General features: G+C 40.6%; 18 protein-coding genes and 1 riboswitch. Of the genes, 11 read left to right on the top strand and 7 right to left on the bottom strand.

From position 1 onward, the window contains the following. Positions 1 to 127: 127 nt before the first annotated feature. Together csaA and KGF86_RS10540 are read left to right on the top strand one after the other, a co-directional pair. Positions 128 to 457, top strand: a complete 330-nt coding sequence (gene csaA, locus KGF86_RS10545; RefSeq protein ID WP_211741810.1) for a chaperone CsaA — start codon at positions 128 to 130, stop codon at positions 455 to 457. Between the two features lie 41 nt (positions 458 to 498). Beyond that, on the top strand, positions 499 to 1,188 hold the full coding sequence (locus KGF86_RS10540; RefSeq protein WP_211741809.1) for a CBS domain-containing protein: 690 nt from the start codon (positions 499 to 501) through the stop codon (positions 1,186 to 1,188). 39 nt (positions 1,189 to 1,227) lie between these two features. Here KGF86_RS10540 and KGF86_RS10535 read toward each other — a convergent pair whose 3' ends face one another. Together KGF86_RS10535 and KGF86_RS10530 are read right to left on the bottom strand one after the other, a co-directional pair. Further along, the gene (locus tag KGF86_RS10535) at positions 1,228 to 1,794 is read right to left on the bottom strand and encodes a DUF6944 family repetitive protein (protein ID WP_211741808.1); all 567 of its coding nucleotides are present in this window, start codon (positions 1,792 to 1,794) and stop codon (positions 1,228 to 1,230) included. A gap of 80 nt (positions 1,795 to 1,874) precedes the next feature. Continuing rightward, on the bottom strand, positions 1,875 to 2,642 hold the full coding sequence (locus KGF86_RS10530; RefSeq protein WP_211741807.1) for an NRDE family protein: 768 nt from the start codon (positions 2,640 to 2,642) through the stop codon (positions 1,875 to 1,877). A 208-nt stretch (positions 2,643 to 2,850) separates the two neighbouring features. Between KGF86_RS10530 and KGF86_RS10525 the strand changes: the two genes are divergently transcribed. The 4 genes from KGF86_RS10525 (at position 2,851) to KGF86_RS10510 (ending at position 7,582) form a co-directional block, all read left to right on the top strand. Beyond that, positions 2,851 to 4,269 (top strand): DHA2 family efflux MFS transporter permease subunit, encoded by a 1,419-nt coding sequence (locus KGF86_RS10525; protein WP_211741806.1) that lies wholly within the window; start codon positions 2,851 to 2,853, stop codon positions 4,267 to 4,269. A gap of 98 nt (positions 4,270 to 4,367) precedes the next feature. Continuing rightward, a complete protein-coding gene (locus KGF86_RS10520; protein ID WP_211741805.1) occupies positions 4,368 to 5,399 on the top strand; it encodes a S66 family peptidase in 1,032 nt (343 codons plus the stop codon). Between the two features lie 64 nt (positions 5,400 to 5,463). After that, complete coding sequence (locus tag KGF86_RS10515) at positions 5,464 to 6,063, top strand: short chain dehydrogenase (RefSeq protein ID WP_211741804.1); 600 nt, start codon at positions 5,464 to 5,466, stop codon at positions 6,061 to 6,063. Positions 6,064 to 6,772: 709 nt separating this feature from the next. Further along, the gene (locus KGF86_RS10510) at positions 6,773 to 7,582 is read left to right on the top strand and encodes an HAD family hydrolase (protein ID WP_211741803.1); all 810 of its coding nucleotides are present in this window, start codon (positions 6,773 to 6,775) and stop codon (positions 7,580 to 7,582) included. A 159-nt stretch (positions 7,583 to 7,741) separates the two neighbouring features. On the opposite strand, the gene serA is transcribed toward KGF86_RS10510, so the two are convergent. From serA to KGF86_RS10495, 3 genes are read right to left on the bottom strand one after another with little or no spacing between them, the layout of a single operon-like run. After that, positions 7,742 to 9,331, bottom strand: a complete 1,590-nt coding sequence (gene serA / locus KGF86_RS10505) for a phosphoglycerate dehydrogenase (protein WP_211741802.1) — start codon at positions 9,329 to 9,331, stop codon at positions 7,742 to 7,744. Continuing rightward, positions 9,328 to 10,485: a pyridoxal-phosphate-dependent aminotransferase family protein gene (locus KGF86_RS10500; RefSeq protein WP_211741801.1), complete on the bottom strand. Its 1,158-nt coding sequence runs from the start codon at positions 10,483 to 10,485 to the stop codon at positions 9,328 to 9,330. Before KGF86_RS10500 ends, serA begins: the two co-directional genes overlap by 4 nt. A gap of 53 nt (positions 10,486 to 10,538) precedes the next feature. Next, a complete protein-coding gene (locus tag KGF86_RS10495; protein ID WP_211741800.1) occupies positions 10,539 to 10,709 on the bottom strand; it encodes a hypothetical protein in 171 nt (56 codons plus the stop codon). 111 nt (positions 10,710 to 10,820) lie between these two features. Here KGF86_RS10495 and rbsK point away from each other — a divergent pair, with 111 nt between their 5' ends. Continuing rightward, the gene (gene rbsK, locus KGF86_RS10490) at positions 10,821 to 11,708 is read left to right on the top strand and encodes a ribokinase (protein WP_211741799.1); all 888 of its coding nucleotides are present in this window, start codon (positions 10,821 to 10,823) and stop codon (positions 11,706 to 11,708) included. A gap of 20 nt (positions 11,709 to 11,728) precedes the next feature. Here the strand turns inward: rbsK and KGF86_RS10485 are convergent, their stop codons facing one another. Beyond that, positions 11,729 to 12,832 carry a 5-methyltetrahydropteroyltriglutamate--homocysteine S-methyltransferase gene (locus tag KGF86_RS10485; RefSeq protein ID WP_186869230.1) on the bottom strand — a complete coding sequence of 368 codons (1,104 nt, stop codon included), beginning with the start codon at positions 12,830 to 12,832 and terminating at the stop codon, positions 11,729 to 11,731. 79 nt (positions 12,833 to 12,911) lie between these two features. Next, on the bottom strand, positions 12,912 to 13,670 hold the full coding sequence (locus KGF86_RS10480; protein WP_211741798.1) for a cyclase family protein: 759 nt from the start codon (positions 13,668 to 13,670) through the stop codon (positions 12,912 to 12,914). A gap of 85 nt (positions 13,671 to 13,755) precedes the next feature. Continuing rightward, a riboswitch (SAM riboswitch) is annotated at positions 13,756 to 13,857 on the bottom strand. Between the two features lie 144 nt (positions 13,858 to 14,001). Between KGF86_RS10480 and KGF86_RS10475 the strand changes: the two genes are divergently transcribed. From KGF86_RS10475 to sppA, 4 genes are all read left to right on the top strand, one after another. Beyond that, positions 14,002 to 17,457: a hypothetical protein gene (locus tag KGF86_RS10475; protein ID WP_211741797.1), complete on the top strand. Its 3,456-nt coding sequence runs from the start codon at positions 14,002 to 14,004 to the stop codon at positions 17,455 to 17,457. 772 nt (positions 17,458 to 18,229) lie between these two features. Then, on the top strand, positions 18,230 to 19,006 hold the full coding sequence (locus tag KGF86_RS10470) for a Cof-type HAD-IIB family hydrolase (protein ID WP_211741796.1): 777 nt from the start codon (positions 18,230 to 18,232) through the stop codon (positions 19,004 to 19,006). 86 nt (positions 19,007 to 19,092) lie between these two features. Further along, positions 19,093 to 19,710 (top strand): 3'-5' exonuclease, encoded by a 618-nt coding sequence (locus KGF86_RS10465; RefSeq protein WP_211741795.1) that lies wholly within the window; start codon positions 19,093 to 19,095, stop codon positions 19,708 to 19,710. Positions 19,711 to 19,879: 169 nt separating this feature from the next. Further along, positions 19,880 to 20,872: a signal peptide peptidase SppA gene (gene sppA / locus KGF86_RS10460; RefSeq protein ID WP_211741794.1), complete on the top strand. Its 993-nt coding sequence runs from the start codon at positions 19,880 to 19,882 to the stop codon at positions 20,870 to 20,872. Positions 20,873 to 20,880 lie beyond the last annotated feature (8 nt).

Here is a 20,880-nt window from a genome sequence, read left to right as displayed (position 1 = left end):
ATAAATTACTTTAACAAAAGTATAAGCTCTTGTAAAATAGTCATAATAGATGATACTGCAACCAGAGAAAAGCCTCCATGTACACGTGTAATGACATGGGGGATTATTATTTTATGGGGGTTTGGATATGGCTACAATAGAAGATTTTATGAAGCTTGATTTACGAGTAGGAACTATTTTAAAGGCAGAGGACTTCCCAGAAGCAAGGAAACCAGCGATTAAGCTTGAAATTGATTTCGGTGAATTGGGAATTAAACAATCCTCCGCACAAATTACAAAGCGCTACAGTCCTGAAAAGCTTGTCGGGCGTCAGGTTGTTGCGGTAGTTAATTTTCCCCCGAGAAGGATTGCGGGATTTAAATCAGAAGTATTAGTGCTTGGTGGCGTCCCTACGGAGGATGATGTTATTCTACTTGCTCCTGATGAAACCGTCGCAAATGGAACGAAAATATCCTAAACTGCATTGCTTATTTTCTTTGCTATAAAGGAGATTGTATTATGCCAAGAAACTCAGATCGATTTATTACCTCATTTAATAGAATAGATAAGGCATTAGATAGTGAGCTAGATAGTCATAAAGGGATTGGATTTTCCAAGGCTGTCCGAATATTGACAAAGTATAATGCTGTCATCAGGCGATATAAAGATGATTTATTAGAGTTTGCGGAGCTAAGAAATGCGATTGTTCATAATCGAGTGGACACGGTCCAAGTGATAGCAGAGCCACATGATTCCATAGTGGAACAGATTGAGAAGATAGAAGGAGAGATTACGAAGCCAAAGCTTGTCATTCCTCAGTTTAAAAAAGAGGTACATACGTTTGATAAAGAAGATTCCTTATCCAGCTTATTACAGGCAGTTAAGGAGAAGGGGTATTCGAAATTTCCAATCTACGATGGGATAAATTTTATAGGCCTAGTTACAGAAAATGGTATAACGAAATGGTTAGCGGAGAATAACGAGACACCGATTACAGAAGTGGCAATCGAACAAATTATGCCTTATCAGAAGGATAATAATCATGAGTTTATTGCAAAGCATGCTACTATATATGAAGCCATTGAGTTATTTAAGGATAATATGGAAGAAGGAAATCGAGTGGATGCCCTGCTCATTACAGAGAATGGGGAGAGAAGTGAGGCGTTAATTGGTATTATAACGGCATGGGATATTATGGGAGTGCAGTAGGAATAGTAAAAGCTCGGGGTGAAGTCCTGGGCTTTTTAATTACTTTCCCTCTCTATCAAATTCAAATTGATTTTTACTAACGACTAAAGCCTGAAGAACTGCTCCACTAGCTTGTATCCAACCGCCAAGTGAATCAATCTTTTCACCATCTTTAGCATGAAGGGCTTGAAATCCGGCCCAGGCTTGCATGATGCTACCGATTGCTTGGAGAATAGAACCCAAATTTAGAAGCATTTCATCCTTATCGAATGCCTTGTCATCCCCTGTCAGATAAAAAGGTGGTAAAAGGCTTCCTAAAGCTTGAAGTAAATGCCCCTTAATCGTTAATTCTATCTCTGCCTTATCATCTAATTCGAATAAAATCGCGGCAACAACTGTTATGTTTCCCAGGGATTCAATAGCCCCGCCAATCTGTTCTATACTAAAGGCTTCCCCAGTATCAACAATCAAGCCATTTCCGGTTGCTTGCATGACATTTCCAATGATAATTAAATCGGATTGGGACCTTTCATTTAATTCATAGTAGGGAGTACTACTACTTGCATCAATTAATGTTCCAATCGCCTGTATCCACGAACCAAATAATTCCTGAGTGTTGTCATTCATTGGCTATACCTACCCGTTTTAAAGCCTTTAATGCATCTTATTCCGGAAATGAGCGTGATGTAACGAGAAAATGAAATTCTCTAGCTATTTATTTGAAATTGAACATGAACCTCATCTATAAATTCTCCTGCTTGAAATGTTCTTTCTGAAAAGGAAACCCGATTATCGTAATCAATTGTAAGTACAGTCGAACAACGCGTACCGTATCCTGGAATGTTAATAAACATAGGTGAAAGCTTCTTCTCTAATTCCAGCCCAATACCAGTATTAGGAAGCATAGATTCCTCTGCTTCTTCGGCATTAGCAAGAATCTGAAATAAGTCATTCGTCTGCACGACTTCAGTTTGTTTCAGATAATGATGTAATCGCTTCTTACCATTTTCTACTTTCGGCCAAGGCGTATTGAGAAAATGATTGCTTAAACCATGTACACCAGGTGAAAGTGACGTGATTTGATCTTCAATATTGTTATAATATGCTAGATGATCCCCATCTCCGACAAGCACATTAAAGCCAACAAAATCATCCTTTTTATGACGTAGTTTGTTGACATAGTCATGGGAGGATTCATCGCCTGTTAAATAATTGGATACGATATGTCCTCGGGATGTTTTTCCCGGATTCATATGCGCTGGGTCGCGATAATTAGTAAGGGCTGCAATTCGACCATTCCGAGAAATGCCGAGCCATGTTCCCATCTGTACTAAATCTCTACCGGCTAAAACATTTGGCTGGTCTTCCCAATAATGTGCGGGTAGCGTAGGACGCTCATAGGACTCATCCCGGTTTGCTGCTAGAACTAGCTTATAGGTTGGGTGTTCATGTAATTGGAAAAGGATTAGACACATCGTAAAATAAAGTCCCCTCGTTTTTTCTTTTATTATAATTGGAATCATCTCTGAATAAAATTAATTCGTAACCAGAAGTATTATTTGTTATAATGATGGCTACTAACATGTAGAAGGATATGGAAATAAATCTAACAAGAGAAGTGGACATAAAAATCCGTTCTTGTGGTATCAATAATAAGAGATTAGTGAGAAAGAAGGCTGCCAAATGGTTCATCATCACCATGAAGTGGATTCGGTAGAGAATATACGAAAGGGTCCACTACTAATTGTTTTATTAACAGGGGCATTTGTTGCTATTTTGAATCAGACCCTGTTAGTTACAGCGTTGCCTGTCATCAAAGAGGATTTAAATATTGATGATAATACTGTTCAGTGGTTACAATCCATTTTTTTATTGGTGAATGGAATTATGATTCCCATTACGGCGTTTTTAATTGCTCGGTTTTCAACGAGAACCTTATTTCTTTTAGCAATGGGTTCATTTGCTTTAGGTACGTTAATTTGTACGATTGCTCCAGAGTTCCTCACATTACTGGTCGGAAGGGTGCTTCAAGCAGCAGGGGCAGGTATTATGATGCCACTCATGCAAACCATCATGTTTCTCATTTTTCCTATTGAAAAAAGAGGTTCAGCAATGGGGCTGTTCGGGTTAATCATTTCCTTTGCTCCAGCAATTGGACCAACCTTGTCTGGATATTTAATAGAGCATTACCCTTGGCGAAGTTTATTTTATGTTGTACTTCCTATTGTGATTATCGATATTGTGTTAGCGTATTTTGTACTAGTGAATGTGACGAAGCAAACATTTCCTAAGGTCGACATATTATCAATCGTATTATCAACTTTAGGGTTTGGTGGTTTATTATACGGATTTAGTACTGCCGGTTCGAGTGGTTGGCATAGTGCTGAAGTATTGTTATCGATAGTTCTTGGCGCGGCTATACTGACTTGGTTTATTTTACGACAGCTTAAGCTAGACACGCCAATTTTAGAATTTCGGATTTTTAAAGAAAAAATCTTTACACTAACAACCGTGCTTGGGATGACCGTATTTCTAGCCATGATCGGTGGAGCCGTTATTCTACCATTATTAATGCAGGATATGTTAGGATTCTCCCCAATGCAATCTGGGTTGGCTATTTTACCAGGTGCCCTCATTATGGGGGTGATGAACCCTGTTACAGGACGGTTGTTTGACCGTTTTGGTGCAAAGTGGTTATCCTTAATCGGTCTCTTGTTCATTACGGTGACCACATTTATGCTAGCCGTATTAAATTCAGAAACAACTTTCACGTATATCGCATCCGTTCAAGCGATCCGTATGCTTGGTATAGCGATGGTGATGATGCCAGTTACGACAGCAGGATTAAACCAGCTTACTAGTGAAATGCTACCACATGGTACCGCAATGAATAATACACTTCGTCAAATGGCAGGTGCTATTGGTACCGCATTACTTGTTACGATTATGACAAGTAGCGCCATCCCAGAAGAGGGGATAAATGGCGTGATTCACGGGGTTAATGTGGCGTTTTCTGTAGCTGGAATTATAGCGGCAGTAGGATTAGTTCTAACTTTCTTTATCAAGTATCATCACCCAGGAAGAGCTAAAGCAGGTGAATAAGTCTACCCCAGGGGAATTCAATCCTCTGAGGTTTTTGTTTGTTTAGAAAGGAATATGGCTACTTCACGGCGAATAGTAGAGGGGAGGGAGGTGGAAGTATGGTCATAAAACCTAAAAAGCTACATAAAGGGGATAAAATTGCAACTGTGAGCTTATCCTGGGGTGGAGCCGGGGACCAAGATATAGCCTGGCGGTACGAGCAAGGTGCGAAAAGATTAGAGGAGATATTTGGTCTTGAGGTGGTACCGATGCCAAATAGTTTAAAGGGAAGTCAATATATTTATGAGAACCCAGAAGCACGGGCAGAAGATTTGATGACTGCATTTCAGGATAAAGAGATTAAAGGAATTATTTCGAATATTGGTGGAGATGATAGTATTCGGTTATTACCTTATATTGATTTTGAGCTAATCAACCAGAACCCGAAGATTTTCATGGGATTTTCTGATTCAACGGTTACTCATTTATTCTGTTATAAAGCGGGAATTTCCTCATTCTACGGACCAGCTATTTTAACAGATTTTGCAGAAAATGTAGAAATGCATCCTTATACGATAGAGATGGTGCAACGTACATTATTTTCTAGTGCGCCTATTGGTGAGATTTTACCTCCACCGGAATGGACGAGTGAGTTTGTTGCTTGGGAGGAAGGGAATAAGGAGAGGAAACGGAAGATGCATCCGAATTCCGGCTATGAGGTTATACAAGGAGAAGGGGTCGTTCAAGGCCGCTTAATAGGTGGATGTGTAGAAGTATTGGAATTTGCGAAAGGTACGAGCATTTGGCCAGGCTTAGATAATTTTGACAATAGTATTCTATTCTTAGAAACCTCAGAAGAAAAACCCCATCCGAACCTGTTACGTTACTGGCTTCGAAATTATGGAGCGCAAGGAATTTTAGCGAGTATAAATGGTATGATCATAGCGAAACCCAAGGATGAAAAATTCTATAAGGAATATCAGGAAGTAATCCAGACGGTCTTGAAGGAATATAATCGTGAGGATTTACCTGTGCTATATAATCTTAGCTTCGGTCACACAGAACCAAGGTTTATTTTACCATATGGTGCAATGGCAGAAATAGACTGTGAGCGTGCTAGATTTTCCATAGTTGAAAATGTAGTGGAATAGTTTACAAACTGTCCATCATAGTAATAAGTATGGAGATTTTAAAGTCCAAAAAGGAGATATGCCGATGAGGATTATAGTAGTTGGTGCCAGTGGAACAATTGGGAGTGAGATTTGTAAGGCGTTAGAGCATCATGATCTAATTCGTGCTGGACGAAATGGGTTAGATGTATCAGTGGATAATACATCGCCAGACAGTATTAAAGCTATGTATGAAAAAATCGGAAAAGTCGATGCAGTCGTGAATGCCGCTGGAGGCGCCAATTTCGCTTCTGTATCGGAGCTAACTCCTGAGCAGAATGAACGCGGGATAGAAAGTAAATTAAAAGGGCAAATTAATTTAGTTCTACTAGGTTTAGATTACGTAAATGATGGTGGAAGCTTCACATTAACAACAGGTGTGATGATGGATGACCCGATTCGCATGGGAGCATCCGCTGCCATGGCTAATGGCGGAGTAAAAGCCTTCGTAAAAGCAGCAGCGATTGAAATGCCAAGAGGAATTCGCATCAACAGTGTCAGTCCGACCATTGTAGAAGAATCATTTTCGAGACTAGAGAAATACTTTGTAGGCTTTACACCAGTACCAGCTAGTAAAGTTGCAACTTTTTACCGGAAAAGTGTAGAAGGCGCACAAACCGGGCAAAATTACGAGATTTATCATTAATAGATAACGTCAAGACAAGAAAGCCTGTCTTGGCGTTTTTTAGTAGGTGTAGCAGTACACGCTAGTATATGAAAAACTCATATTCGTTTAAAGACGGGCCAATTTTCTAAAGAGGAAAGTTGCGGAAGAAGGTGATGCCACGCCTCAATACCCAAAGAATGAGGGGAAAAGGTAACAGAGGAACTTGAATCAGTTCCCTAAATGCGGAAGAAGCAGCCAAAAAGGTAACAGAGAGCGCCTCTCAGTGCCCTAAATGCGGAAGAAGCAGCCAAAAAGGTAACAGAGAGCGCCTCTCAGTGCCCTAAATGCGGAAGAAGCAGCCAAAAAGGTAACAGAGAGCGCCTCTCAGTTCCCTAAATGCGGAAGAAGCAGCCAAAAAGGTAACAGAAGGAGCCCCTCAGTGACCTAAATGTGGAAGAAACAGTTAAAAAGGTAACAGAGAGCGCCTCTCAGTTCCCTAAATGCGGAAGAAGCAGCCAAAAAGGTAACAGAAGGAGCCCCTCAGTGACCTAAATGTGGAAGAAACAGTTAAAAAGGTAACAGAGAAGGCGAATCAGTTCCCTTAATTGAGAGAAACAGCGTAAGAAGGTAACCGACGCCACGCCTCAATGCCCTTATTAACAAAGGATGAGGAAAAAAGGTAACAGATCCCATAAACTCTCTTTATTCCCATTGTGTTAAACTTAAAAGAAAAGGAGTAGGTGTGCCAGTGGTAAAAGCGATTATTTTCGATTTGGATGATACGTTATTAGATGACAAAAGAAGTATTCAGGAAGCAATGCGCGCAACATGTGAACAAGCTGCTAAGAAATACGACATCGATCCGAAAGCATTGGAAGAGAAAGTACGTGACATTGCACGTGAGCGTTACATGGCATATGAGACATATGCCTTCGCGAAAAAAATAGGAATTAATCCGTTTGAGGGGCTCTGGGGAACATTTGATGATCCCGGTGAAGGGTTTCGAGTTTTACGTAATATTGCACCCGAATACCAGTTACGAGTGTGGAAAGAGGCTTTAGAGGGTCTTGGAATAAAGGATGCTGATTTAGCACAGGAATTAGCAAAGGCCTTCCCAGAGCACCGGAAGAATGTACCCTATGTTTATGCGGATACGTATACGGTCTTGGACGAGTTGAAGGATCACTATGCGTTGTACATGCTAACAAACGGCGCACCTTCCCTACAACGAACCAAGCTTGCGTTATCACCACGATTAGAGAAATACTTTACTCGTGTGTTTATCTCAGGAGACTTCGGTATTGGCAAGCCAGATCCGTCCATCTTTAAATATGTACTAGATAGTATTGGAATAACAAGTGATGATGCCATCATGGTTGGGGATAATTTGAACACGGATATACTAGGGGCAAATCGAGTAGGGATGAGGAATGTATGGATTAACCGGAACGGACTTGAGGAGGCCGATGTTCTACCAACCTATGAGATTAAGAATCTTACAGAGCTTATTCCACTTATGGACAGCATATCCAAAGGGCAAGCTTGTGCTGATGTATGATGAGAGGCAAGCATGCTGCCAGCTCTAAAAAAATTGCTCGGTATCTAGCAGAAATTAAACATGGGTGAGCCTCTGTAGAGGAAAAAGGAGGCTCACCCAGTTATCTATACACTATTTTAGCTTTTTACATCATTTAGTCTAAACCAAGCTTATATATCGCTATAAATCGATTATCCTAACTTGATGAATCTCCCGAAACAGTAGGAGCTCTTGCAATACCTGGTCATGGACATGTTTATCCACTGTTAGCATCATGATCGCATCGCCACCTATATTAGACCGATCCACCTGCATGGTAGCGATATTGACCTCATGCTTGGCTAATAGGCTACCCATTTTTCCAATGACACCAGGCTGGTCAGTATGGTGGATAACAATGATATGCCCTAAAGGGGTGACATCGACATGGTAATGATCGACTTTAACAATACGCGGCCCTAATCCACTAAGTACAGTTCCAGCGACACTGCGAGTTCCGTTTTTAGTTTTCATCTTTACCGTAATCAAGTTGGAAAATCCTTTTTTCGTATAGGTTTTACTTTCGTGAATTTCAATGCCTCTTTTCTTCGCGAGATAAAGGGCGTTAACTTCATTAACATGGGTTCCAAGATGGCGCTTCAGCATACCTTTTACGACTTTCCTGCTTAGTGGGGAGAGGTCATTCTTTATAAGGTCTCCGGTATAGGTAATAGTTATTTCCTCGACTACTTCATCGGTCAAATAAATAAGAAATTCCCCAAGCTTTTCACTGATTGGAAAGTATGGTTCCACCTTTTGCAGTAGCTCATTGTCAAGGGATGGCATGTTGACAGGATTTCTGACAGGGTCGCCATTAAAGAACCGTAAGATATCTTGACTAACATCGATGGCAACATTTTCTTGTGCTTCGATTGTACTTGCTCCAAGATGTGGTGTAGCAATAACCTCATTTAGCTTCAGTAATTTATGGTTCAAGAAGGGCTCTTCCTCCAGCACGTCTAAGGCAGCACCTGCTACTTTTTTGGAAACTATCGCATCATATAAGGCATCCTCATCAATAATCCCACCACGGGCACAATTAATAATTTGCACGCCAGGTTTCATTTTGTGAAAGGCTTCCTTATTTAGTAGATGCCTAGTCTCTTTTAATAATGGGGTATGAACAGTAATGAAATCCGCAATTCGTAGGACATCATCGAGGCTGCCATACTCAATCCCCATTTTCTCTGCTTTTTCTTTCGTTAGAAAAGGGTCATATGCGATAACATTCATTCGTTGTCCCCTTGCACGGTAAGCAACTTCTGCTCCAATGCGTCCTAGTCCAATAATGCCAAGTGTTTTATCTTTTAGCTCGACGCCAATATAGGATTTACGGTCCCACTTTTGTTGTTTTAAAGCAAGGTAGGCTTGGGGGATCTTTCGTGCTAGTGCCATTAACATAGCCATCGTATGCTCAGCGGCCGAATTCGTATTTCCATTTGGTGCATTGACAACTATAATGCCTTGTTCTGTGGCAGCTTCAATCGCAATATTATCTACACCGACACCTGCGCGACCGATAATTTTTAGATTGCTAGCACGCTCAATTAACTCCCTCGTTACTTGGGTTTGGCTTCGAACGATAAGGGCATCAAATGAGCCGATGTTTTCTAGCAATTGTTCTGTATTCCAGTTTAGATTCATCACCATATGGATATGGGAAGCTTCTTGGAGTGGTCTCATGCCATCTTCACTTAAAGGATCAGAGATTAATAGATTATATTTCTTCATGGGCTTCCTCCTCTAAGGTATGCATGTTGAGCAGCATTGACTCCAATTCCGACATTGTATAGGATACCAAGCTTAGCCAAGCCTAATTCGAAACAACTAATCGTCTGTAAAATATCTGCTGGTGTACAGTAGCCCATATGGCCAATGCGAAAAATCTTCCCTTTCAGCTGCTGTTGTCCGCCTGCTAGCACAAGTCCGAACTCCTTTTTGACCAATTGTCTTACGTTATCAGGATGAAAGTTAAATGGCTGAATTGCTGTTACGGTTGGGGAAGCATCTGTATCATTAGTCAACAATGGAATTCCGTGAGCTTCAAAAGCAGCTCGAGTCATCTGTTTCATGAGCTGGTGTCTTTTCCATACGTTAGCAAGTCCTTCTGAATCAAGTAATTGAAGTGATTGTTCTAGACCATATAATAAGGAAATCGCGGGTGTGAATGGTGTGGAGTCAAATTGCTGGTTATCTCGGTATTTTCTAAGGTCTAGATAAAAGCGTGGGTGTTGATTATGTTCGATCGTGTTCCAAGCATTCTTACTGGCAGCTATGAATACGAGTCCTGGTGGTAGCATCAGTGCTTTTTGTGAGCCTGTTACACATATATCGATTTGCCAATCGTCCATGTTAACTTCTACTCCGCCAACACTGGATACACCGTCTACAATGAATAGGGCATCTGTGACTTCCTTTATAGAAGCAGCGAGTTCTTGGATAGGATTTAAAACACCTGTAGACGTTTCACAGTGAGTGGCAAAAACAGCTTTAATAAACGGGTGGTGCAATAGATATTCTTGAATCTCTTCTGGGCGAAGCGCCACTCCCCAAGGGTAATCCAACCTATGTACGTGCAGGTTATAAGCTTCACAAATTTTGACAAATCGATCACCGAAAGCCCCAGTAACCAGGACAAGGACTTCATCACCAGGAGTTACTGTATTAACGACAGCAGCTTCCATACCTGCTGTACCAGAACCAGCAACGATAGCTACGTCTTCCTTAGTACCAAATAACTTCCTTAATTTCGGCTTGATTTGCTTCAGTAAATCTTTTGTCTCTTGGTCCCGATGGCCGATCATCGGTTTTGTCATAGCTCGTTGAACACTTGGTGGGATTGGGGTTGGACCGGGGATACGCAATAGTTGATAATCGTTTAACATAAACTACTCCTTTCTTATGCTTTCCTATTTGCTAAAAAAACATCAGGATTAACCTAATGCTTTCTTCTAAAACGTCGGCGGATTCTTGCTGTTACGTTCTCTTCTGGGTTATCATTTAATTGTTCCTTTGGTTGTTTAGTAAAGGCAAGGCGATTAGACAGAAAATATAAGCCCTCTTCAAGTACAATTAATAGAGCGATAATCAAAATAATCCAAAACCACATAGGGAGGCGCCTCCTGAAAAAATATACTAATTCATTTTCTTACATTTTACCAAAGTTATAGAAAATATTTTATAGTTTTTTATTTATTTCAACAAATCAAGGGGGATTACCATGAATAAATCAACAATCGTTACAGTAGTGGGAAGCATTAATATGGATCTAACGGTTACCACTGATCGAGTACCAGAAAAGGGAGAAACCGTAATGGGGAAAAACTTTGCCACCTACCCTGGTGGTAAGGGAGCCAATCAGGCAGTCGCAGCTGCAAGACTAGGTGCTACAGTGCAATTAATTGGAGCAGTGGGGGATGACACCTTTGGAAAAAGCTTACGAGAGAATCTGCAGAGAGAAGGAATTGATACAACAGGTGTTGAGATAAAAGAAGGGATTGCCACCGGTACAGCAACAATTATGTTAGCTGAACAAGATAATCGGATTATCGTGGCACCAGGAGCAAATTCACATGTAACAATAGATATGGTAGCGAAATATGAGAAACAAATTAAGAATAGTGATGTGGTACTGCTACAGTTAGAAATTCCAATGGAAACCATTTCCTATGTTACAAGCTTAGCACACCAATTCCAAGTTCCGATTATTGTCAATCCAGCTCCTTATCAACAGCTGCCAGAGGAAGTATATCAAGCGGCTACTTTTATTACACCAAATGAAGGGGAAGCAAAGGAGATGTTCTCCGAGGTTTCACCTAAAGGACTTCAGGACAAGCTCATCATAACGAAAGGTTCAGAGGGAACGCTATATTTTGATCATAAGAAAGAAAAACTAGTGCCGGCATATTCGGTCTCCGTACAGGATACAACAGGAGCAGGGGATACCTTTAATGGTGCACTTGCCGTCCAAATCGGCGGGGGAGCAACCCGAGAAGCAGCTATCCAATTTGCCAATGCGGCTGCCGGATTATCCGTTACGAAAATAGGAGCACAAGCTGGTATGCCGTCAAGTGAGCAAGTATTGGAGTTTATGCAGAAGAATAAATAGGGGGGGAGAGTCCCCCTATTTTATCCCCATACCTCTTTCGTAATATCCACAATAAATTTCAATTTCGCCCATTGCTGTTCTTCGGTTAACTTATTCCCATGATGTGTAGAAGAAAATCCACACTGTGGACTTAGTGCAAGCTGCTCTAGTGGAACATAACGACTGGCTTCTTGAATACGACGTTTTATCTCTTCTCTATCTTCTAATTCACCAAACTTTGAAGTAACAAGACCTAATACAACACATGCGCCACCTTCAGGGATGTAATCTAATGGCTTGAAATCACCAGAACGTTCATCATCATACTCTAGGAAAAATCCATTCACCTTTTCTTTTGCGAATAATGTTGGGGCAATCTGTGCATAGCTACCTTCAAATGCCCACCTAGATTCATAGTTTCCCCGACAGAGATGGGTGGTGACATATAAATCATCTGGTTTATCCTCTAATACACTGTTGACGACATGAAGGGATAGCTCAATTAATTCTTCGCGCGAGAGTTCAGGCTCATATGCTACTAGACTATCTGCATTCAGACCAGCAATGTAAACATCATCTAATTGTATATACCGGACACCGATATCGTAAAAGGCCTTTAACGCATCCCGGTAGGCTTGGATAACATCCTTCGTATATTCCTCGACAGTAGGATAAACCGCCGTGTTTCGTATACCACGATGGAATAATTGGTTAGGACTTGGAATCGTTTGCTTTGCAACGGCACGACCAGCTACTAGTTCATTAAATAATTTAAAGTCTTCAAGGAATGGATGATCCTCATTAAAGGAGATTTTGCCGATATTGCGAACATCATATGGTTCTGTTTCCACGCCTTGAAACGGAATTCCTCTTTCCGGCACATAGCCTTCAAATCCATTTAGATTTTCAAGAAAATCAATATGCCACCATGAGCGACGAAATTCTCCATCGGTTACTAGCTCAAGCCCGACTTCAATTTGTTTATCCACGATACGCTGTAGCTCCTTGTTTTCTACTTCTCTTAATTCTGCTTTGGAAATATTACCATTCTTATAGTTCTCTCTTGCTTTTAATAGATTTTCCGGGCGTAGTAAGCTCCCTACATGGTCAGCTCGAAATGGCGCTTGAAATGTTTTAGTAGTCATATTAATTCCTTCTTTCTTTTCGTTTATAGTGGGATTTACATCTAGTTTTATTTCTTTTAACAAAGCTGTTAGTTACTTTCTATGGTAATAACGCAAAAGACCGTACGGGGAATCCGGATGCTCCTTTTGCTTTTGGAACGATATTAAAGATTACGGCGCCCTTAGCAGGTACCTTATCTAGGTTAGTAAGCAGCTCTATTTGGTAAGTATCCTGGTCCAGCACGTAATATTCGCCTACTAGTGCTCCATTTTTTCGGTAATCTACCGCAGAATCTGTATCAAAAGTTTCATGGCCGATAGCCTTGATTTGACGTTCTTCAAATAGGAACTTCAGGGCATCTAGTCCCCAACCAGGTGCATGGGCGTTGCCATCTTCATCTTTATTTTCGAATAAGCCGTGATCAGGCCAACGTTTACTCCAATCGGTTCTTAGCGCGACAAAGCTTCCTGCCTCAATTAGACCATGCTCAGCTTCAAATGCTAGAATGTCACTTGTAGATAGCGTAAAGTCGTTATCCGTAGCAACTTCCTTTGATTTATCAATGACGACAAGAGGTAACACAAGTTCTTTTAAGTCTAAATCCTCTAGGTATCTTCTGTCCCGTACAAAATGGATTGGTGCATCCAGGTGTGTACCATATTGCCCTGGGAAGGTAAAGCTTTGCGCGAAGAAACCATCATCATGGGTAAATAAGGGTTTAAATTCAGCTGCTTCAAATGCAGAGAAATGTGGTGAATCGGGACCAAAGGCATGAGTTAGGTCCACCCACTCTTTTTCTTTTAATTGTTCAATAGCTCTTAAAACTTCATTTGTGTTGTTCCGGATTTCGTTTGTCATTTCCTCACCTCATTTATTTAGTAAACAATCAAAAAACCTCTTCTTATAAATAAGAAGAGGCTAAACAAATTTAGGTTAGGTGCTCTTCTTATCTTCTAGCAAATGCTACTGGAATTGGCACAGTACTCAAAATGAGTCCGCTGCCGAGGCTTCAAAGGGCCAGTCCCTCCACCTCTCTGGATAAGAATCGGTCATTTAATTGTTACTATTCACTCTACATCGCTCCAAAGAGCATGTCAAGCTATAATTTTCTATATATTAAAAAATTATAATGATTCCATTTGTTGTTATTGGTATGATGAGTATATCGAAATCAAAAGGTGGGTGTTCTATGACACAACTTAGTCCGGATGAAAAGAGAGAAATCGTTCGCGAGGAACTTCATCAATTAGTGAAGGCGCGATACATCAATATGAATGTCGCAGCCAAAATTGTTCATGCACATTCTAAATATTATCAAAATATATCACGAGTGAACCAAATCAGGCAGGAAACGGTAAAGCAGGAACAGTCAAAGAAAGAACCAGCAGTCACCATCACACCTCAACCTACAAGCTTAGCGCCGAAAAAAGAAGCTGTTCAAACGAAGCCGATTAGGAAGGAGAAGAAGACGTTATCAGATAAACAGGTGAGGGATCGCAATATTACCTGGGGCTTGAATCTCGGTGTGATCCTATTACTTTTAGGGGGATTAGTTCTTGCAACGAGTACATGGGATACACTTGGTGCTTGGGCTAAAACAGGACTAATCTCAACGGTTGCTATTTTGTTTTATGGATTGGCAGGCTTAACTAGTCGTATTCTCCGTATAACGAAAACAGCATTTGCATTTCTTGTGTTAGGTAGCTTGTTTTTACCAATTATCGTTGTATCCGTAGGCTACTTTGAGCTATTTGGAAGTTATTTCTCCTTTTATGGAGAGGGGAAATTTTTATTTGGGGCAATCGGCACCTTATTCATTTTCCCCATATATGCTTACTTTGCTTTGAAGCGATCATCCCGTCTTTTTGTCTGGTTTTCGTATATAGCAATCAGTGTGTTCACCGGTCTTTTGCTGGCAGCGCTAAACGTACCGGTAGATGTTTTTTATCTAGGAATCATGTTATACAATGCTGCTTTAATCATCGGTTATCGGTTGCTAAAGGAGAAGAAGCGATTAAAGCCTTTTATCATGGAATTCATTCCATTTATACAAGCAAATCTCATCCTATCTACCTTACTCATGCTCATGTTCTATGATCAAGCATGGATGTATAGCTTTAATTTATTATTAACTGCAGTCATCTACTTTTCGATGATATTTGTTACGAAGCATCAATCCTATCATTTCGTGTTTACTGCTATGGTCATTTATGGTGCCTACCAGCTAGTGGAAAACTCAATATTGGCAGGTGTTGGCGAAATAGCTTATGCATTGTTAGGGGTATTTTTCATCGTTTTACCAAAGCTGATGAAGGATGCAGGATCTTTACAGAAAGTATTTCAAGTTACTAGTGTGGTTGTTTCAGCTCTAGCATTTATATATATTACCTTTGAAGGGCTTATGATAAGTGCGGGCGAGGGCTCACTGGTTTTATTCATTGCCTATGTCATTATTGCGCTACATTTTGCTTACCTAGCTTCACTTATTACGAATAAGCTATTTCATTATTTAAGTCCTATTTTCTTAGTAAGTGCCTTGTATCAGCTTACTTTACTAGGTCAAGAGTGGATTGGTTATGAATCTATTATTCTTCCTGGATTTATATTAGCCTATCTTTTATATATGATGGGTGGTTGTCTCGTAAACGTATCACTTTGGCAGCCAATGAAGAATAGTACGCGTGATGTGAGTAGTATTGCGATGATTTTCTGTTTATTCGCTAGCTATGTTATGTTCGAGAGCCTCGAGCTAAGTATTATGCTATTCTTCATTGCTGTGTTGGCGGTTGTCATGAACAAGTATGAAAAACGTACGCATTTGGTACAGATGGCACCATGGTTGCATGGGGTAGCATTAGGATTAGCTGTTACCGTTTTGTATAGTTATGTTGCACAACAAGATGCACCGTACTTTGAGGATGCCTTTCTAACCATGGGAATCGTACTCGGTAGTATAGTCGTTTTAGCCGGTAGCTATAGTTGGAAAACGATAAATCAGAAGAAGTTCGCAGAGAGTAGTTTTTATCTTGCCCAAATCTTCTATGGAATTGGTATGCTAGGGAGCTTAACGCTGGAGCCTGTGACTAGTGCGTTGATTACATTGGGTGGAATAGCAATGGCTTATTTGTTATACCGGAAAACAAGCTGGACTGCTATCCCATATGTCCTTGCCAGCATTTCTCTATTGTTCTATTTCTATCTTCTTAATGTTATTCATGAGAGGATAGCCACGACACCGGAATTGTTCGAATGGTTTGAATTTTTATTAGGAACCTTATTGCTACTAGGTGTTGGGTTTATTATTGGCAAAAAGGATTCACTTTTGCAACGAGCTTTTCACTGGGTGGGGCAAATTTACTTGCCATTAGCGTTAATTCTTACGAGCATTTTTAATGGAGTGGATGCATTATGGGCATTTCTACTAGCAACGGCTATCTATGGGATTACCGTTAAATTGGTTAAGAAGGAATGGCAACGGAAAACATTTTTCTATGCAGGCTGGACGACGTTCTGGATTTCCCTTCAATTAGCCTTTTCCAAATGGGATTGGAATCTCGAATATGTTTACACATATTTCATCGTTAGTCTGTTGTTGTTTGTAGGTTGGATGATTGGGGATAGCGAATGGAAAAAACGAATCGCCTATTATTTTATCCCGTTCTCTAGTATTGGTATCTTCGGTTTTGTGATGAGCTATTCACATGATGCTATCTCGTTTGGAATTACCCTATTATATGGAGCGCTTGTCATGTACGTGTTACACGGTATGAGATGGGATATATTAACCATTCTCCCATTATTATTGCTATACGTAGGGACGATTAATTTCGGAAATACACCCGAGATGCTAGCATATAAGCCATACATCTATGCTTCATTTGCAGTGGTGGGATTGATAGTCGGCCGGATAATCTATCAAACCCTTTATCAATTAGAGACAAAACAATTTAAACTAGATTGGTATACGCTCATAGGATTCCTTGCATGCCTTAATGTATATCAATTTAGCATTTTCACTGATCAGTTAGCTTTCAAGCTTCTTCCAGGTGTCTTAATCGTCACTGGATTATTACTTAATCGAAACCGTGTGGCAGACATTTCTGCTACATGGATCACATTTGCTGCTTTTGTCTTTGCATTACAACCATATTATGCACTGTTAGGTCACATAGAAATCGCGCCATTATTCGAAAGAGAATTCTATGTACTACCTTGGATCTTAGTTGTTATTGTTCTAAGAAAATACGTCCTGAAGGAAAAGAAAGAATTAGCGAGCTATATTCAGTGGGCCGTACTAGTCATCGTAGCACTTTTACTAGTGCAGGATGGCTTAGCGAGCAACACAATATATGATGCATTAATCATCGGGGCACTATCCTTGGCATCACTTATTGCAGGCATGATCTATCAAATAAAGTCCTTCTTCTTTGTAGGTGCAGGTGTACTCTTATTCAACGTGCTAATGCAAACGAGACCATATTGGGGTAACCTACCATGGTGGGGTTATCTATTAATCGCTGGATCTATTTTAATTGCCATTGCTAGCTATAATGAATGGCAAAAGCAGAAGTCATCAGAAGGAAAAAAGACACTCGTAACAAAATTTAAGAAGCATGTGATAGAGCGGATGAAGAAGTGGGATTAATATTTTTAAAGTTTAGTGAGGGAGTGTTGGTTAGCTGTTAGGTAGGGTGCGGGATTTTACGAGGTGTTGGGTGTGGGAATCTCCGTAGTTCGCGCGGGAATGCCCGGAAGTCGCGCGAGAATGCCAAGGAATCGCGCGAGAATGCCAAGAAGCCGCGCGAGAACCCAGAGTCCGCGCGAAAATCTCAAAAAGTCGCGCGAAGATCCCGAGAGATCGCGCGAAAATCTCGAGAAGCCGCGCGGAAATCCCCGGAAGTCGCGCGAAAATCCCGAGAGGTCGCGTGGGAATCCCAGAAGTCGCGCGAGAATCTCAAGAAGTCGCGCGAGAATCCCAAGAAGTCGCGCGAAGATCCCGAGAAGTCGCTCGAAAACCCCAAGAAGTCGCGCGAGAACCCAGAGTCCGCGCGAAAATCCCAAGAAATCGCGCGGGAATCCCGGGAAGTCGCGCGAGAATGCCAAGAAGCCGCGCGAGAACCCAGAGTCCGCGCGAAAATCCTGAGAGGTCGCGCGAAAACCCCAAAAAGCCGCGCGAGAATCCCAAGAAGTCGAGCGAGAATGCCAAGAAGCCGCGCGAGAACCCAGAGTCCGCGCGGAAATCCCCGGAAGCTGCCCGAAAACCCCTGAAGTCACACGAAAACTCCCATCCCCCACACAAGATTACCAAACCCAAGCTAGGCTAACCCCTAGCTTCTTTATATTTGTTGACTTGTAAAGCCTTTCAATGGTTAGAATGAAGGTAGAATAAAAATTCACTTAAAAGGAGATCTATCACCATGTCCCAACAGAGTATTGTATTTTTTGATATAGACGGTACATTATTAGATCACGATAAGAAATTACCACGTTCGACGAAGGAAGCAATTCAGGAGTTACAAAGAAAAGGGCATATTGTCGCCATTGCAACGGGGCGTGGACCATTTATGTTTAAAAATCTACTGAACGAATTAGGGATCAACACGTATGTTAGCTATAACGGGCAATTTGTCGTGGTCGAAGGAGAGGAAGTCTACACCAACTCTTTACAGATGCCCACATTAAAGAACCTGACCGACCAAGCTTTAGCTAATGGGCATCCAGTTCTCTTTATGGATCCTGACGGTATGAATGCTAATGTTCCAGAACATCCACATATAGCGGAAAGTATTAGTGAATTAAAAATAGGCTTACCTAGTTATAATCCACATTACTATGAGGATAATGCTATTTTTCAATCACTTTTATTCTGTGTGGAAGAGGAAGAGCAGCAGTATATAGATGCTTTCCCAGAGTTTGACTTTGTCCGCTGGCATCGCCTCAGTACCGATGTATTGCCAAAAGGTGGATCGAAAGCATATGGAATTGAAAAAGTAATGGAGAAATTACATATTCCTGAGGAAAATAGATATGCATTTGGTGATGGGTTAAATGACGTAGAAATGCTTACCAAAATTCCTAATAGTGTAGCAATGGGAAATGGAGTGGAAGAAGCCAAGAACGCTGCAAAATATGTGACCAAGTCTGTTGATGAAGATGGAATTCTACATGGGTTGAAAATGGTGGGATTGTTATAAGTGAGAGTACTGTATTATTTTATATTACAGTAAGATGCTTACCATGTTATGATAGGTGTAACGTTATAAATAAAGGAATGTCTAAAATGAATTTTGTATCGATCGATTTTGAGACAGCGAATGAAAAGCGTCATAGTCCTTGTGCCGTCGGGATTGTGATTGCCGATGAGAAGGAAATACTAGATGAATATTATAGTTTAATCAATCCGGAAACTTATTTTAATCCATTTAATATACGTGTACACGGTATTGTAGAAGAAGATGTATTGGGTGCTAGGACGTTCTCTGAGATTTGGCCAACATTAGAAACCTACTTATCAGGTAATCTGGTTGTCGCACATAATGCAAGCTTTGATATGAGTGTTATTCGCCAATCATTGGATAGAGACAGCATGACATATCCGGAATTGGATTATCTTTGTACAGCAAACATTGCCAAGTACGTCTGGCCAGAGCTAGAAAATCATAAGTTAAACACACTGGCAGCTCATCATGGCTTCGCTTTAAATCACCATAATGCATTAGAGGATGCACGTGTAGCGGCAAAGGTGATGCAAAAAGCAATGGAATCCGTAGAATCCAATTCAATTGAAGCCTTTTTGAAGCAATGTCAGATTACAAAGGGTAGAATTTTTGAGAGAGGATATTACCCGCCGAAAGTGAAACGGACACAAAAGAAAAAACCTACAACCTTATATTTTTAGATAAACTACTAGGGGAGATACAGCTAAACAGTCGCTGTATCTTCTTTTTTATTATGCAAAATTTATGAAGTTTATTTTAACAGTATTCATTGCGCAATAATTAGATATCCAAACTCAAATAGTGTATTCTTTTGTTAAACATAATTTGGTAATAACAGGAGGTTTTTTCATGAATAAGAAACGCTGGTTTGCGCTACTTGTGGCAGTTGTATTATTTATCCTTTCCACAGGATTTCAGCTCGTAACAAGTGTTGCAAGTACAAATTTTGAACAGTTGTTTGCTTTTCCGGAGAGTAAATTTAAAGAAGAGGTAGTGGAAACAGGAACAAATGGAAAAATTGTAGTATTACAGCTAGATGGTGTGATTCAAGATACAACCCCAAGTACGCTTTTAAATACTACATCCTATAACCATCGTAAATTTTTAGAAATGATTGAAGAGGCTGGCAGTGACCCTAGTGTCGATGGTATCATTCTTCGTGTAAATACACCTGGTGGTGGAGTCGTAGAGAGCGCGGAAATACATGATAAAATCGTAGAGATCCAAGAAGAAACAGAAAAGCCTGTTTATGTATCAATGGGTAATACGGCTGCATCTGGTGGCTATTACATTTCAGCACCTGCAGATAAAATCTTTGCTCATCCAGCGACCTTGACTGGTTCAATTGGTGTCATCATGCAAGGGTATGATCTGTCTGGTTTAACAGATAAACTTGGCATTGAATTTAATACTATTAAAAGTGGTGAGTACAAGGATATCATGTCTACTTTCCGTGAAATGACGGATGATGAAAGAGAACTATTGCAGGCAATGATTGATGATATGTATGCCGACTTTGTTCAGGTGATTGTGGACGGTAGGGATATGTCAGAAAATCAAGTTCGGGAGCTTGGTGATGGTCGCGTGTACACTGGTAGCCAAGCAAAAGAAAATGGATTAGTTGATGAGCTTGGAACGCTAGAGGATACAATTGAAATTATGAAGGAAGATCTAGGGCTAACGAATGCAAAAGTGGTTCGATATAATAATGCTGTTGGTTTTGAGCAATTTTTAGGAATGTCTGTTCAAAGCTTATTTGGTAAAGATCAGGAATTGGTTAACATGCTACAGATAGTCCAGGAATCAAATACACCAAGAGCAATGTACCTATACTCAAATTAAGGAGGGCC

This window comes from Ornithinibacillus massiliensis, assembly GCF_018310345.1.
GTDB classification, from domain to species: Bacteria; Bacillota; Bacilli; order Bacillales; family Amphibacillaceae; genus Ornithinibacillus; species Ornithinibacillus massiliensis.
Note: the sequence above shows the minus strand (reverse complement) of the source record. Positions and strands in the feature narration are given on the sequence as shown.

Coding starts and splice junctions, on each gene's coding strand:
- serA (WP_211741802.1), bottom strand. CDS start 9,331: ATGAAGAAATATAATCTATTAATCTCTGATCCTTTAAGTGAAGATGGC.
- csaA (WP_211741810.1), top strand. CDS start 128: ATGGCTACAATAGAAGATTTTATGAAGCTTGATTTACGAGTAGGAACT.
- KGF86_RS10500 (WP_211741801.1), bottom strand. CDS start 10,485: ATGTTAAACGATTATCAACTATTGCGTATCCCCGGTCCAACCCCAATC.
- sppA (WP_211741794.1), top strand. CDS start 19,880: ATGAATAAGAAACGCTGGTTTGCGCTACTTGTGGCAGTTGTATTATTT.
- KGF86_RS10465 (WP_211741795.1), top strand. CDS start 19,093: ATGAATTTTGTATCGATCGATTTTGAGACAGCGAATGAAAAGCGTCAT.
- KGF86_RS10495 (WP_211741800.1), bottom strand. CDS start 10,709: ATGTGGTTTTGGATTATTTTGATTATCGCTCTATTAATTGTACTTGAA.
- KGF86_RS10485 (WP_186869230.1), bottom strand. CDS start 12,832: ATGACTACTAAAACATTTCAAGCGCCATTTCGAGCTGACCATGTAGGG.
- KGF86_RS10540 (WP_211741809.1), top strand. CDS start 499: ATGCCAAGAAACTCAGATCGATTTATTACCTCATTTAATAGAATAGAT.
- KGF86_RS10535 (WP_211741808.1), bottom strand. CDS start 1,794: ATGAATGACAACACTCAGGAATTATTTGGTTCGTGGATACAGGCGATT.
- KGF86_RS10520 (WP_211741805.1), top strand. CDS start 4,368: ATGGTCATAAAACCTAAAAAGCTACATAAAGGGGATAAAATTGCAACT.
- KGF86_RS10475 (WP_211741797.1), top strand. CDS start 14,002: ATGACACAACTTAGTCCGGATGAAAAGAGAGAAATCGTTCGCGAGGAA.
- KGF86_RS10480 (WP_211741798.1), bottom strand. CDS start 13,670: ATGACAAACGAAATCCGGAACAACACAAATGAAGTTTTAAGAGCTATT.
- KGF86_RS10530 (WP_211741807.1), bottom strand. CDS start 2,642: ATGTGTCTAATCCTTTTCCAATTACATGAACACCCAACCTATAAGCTA.
- KGF86_RS10515 (WP_211741804.1), top strand. CDS start 5,464: ATGAGGATTATAGTAGTTGGTGCCAGTGGAACAATTGGGAGTGAGATT.
- KGF86_RS10470 (WP_211741796.1), top strand. CDS start 18,230: ATGTCCCAACAGAGTATTGTATTTTTTGATATAGACGGTACATTATTA.
- KGF86_RS10525 (WP_211741806.1), top strand. CDS start 2,851: ATGGTTCATCATCACCATGAAGTGGATTCGGTAGAGAATATACGAAAG.
- rbsK (WP_211741799.1), top strand. CDS start 10,821: ATGAATAAATCAACAATCGTTACAGTAGTGGGAAGCATTAATATGGAT.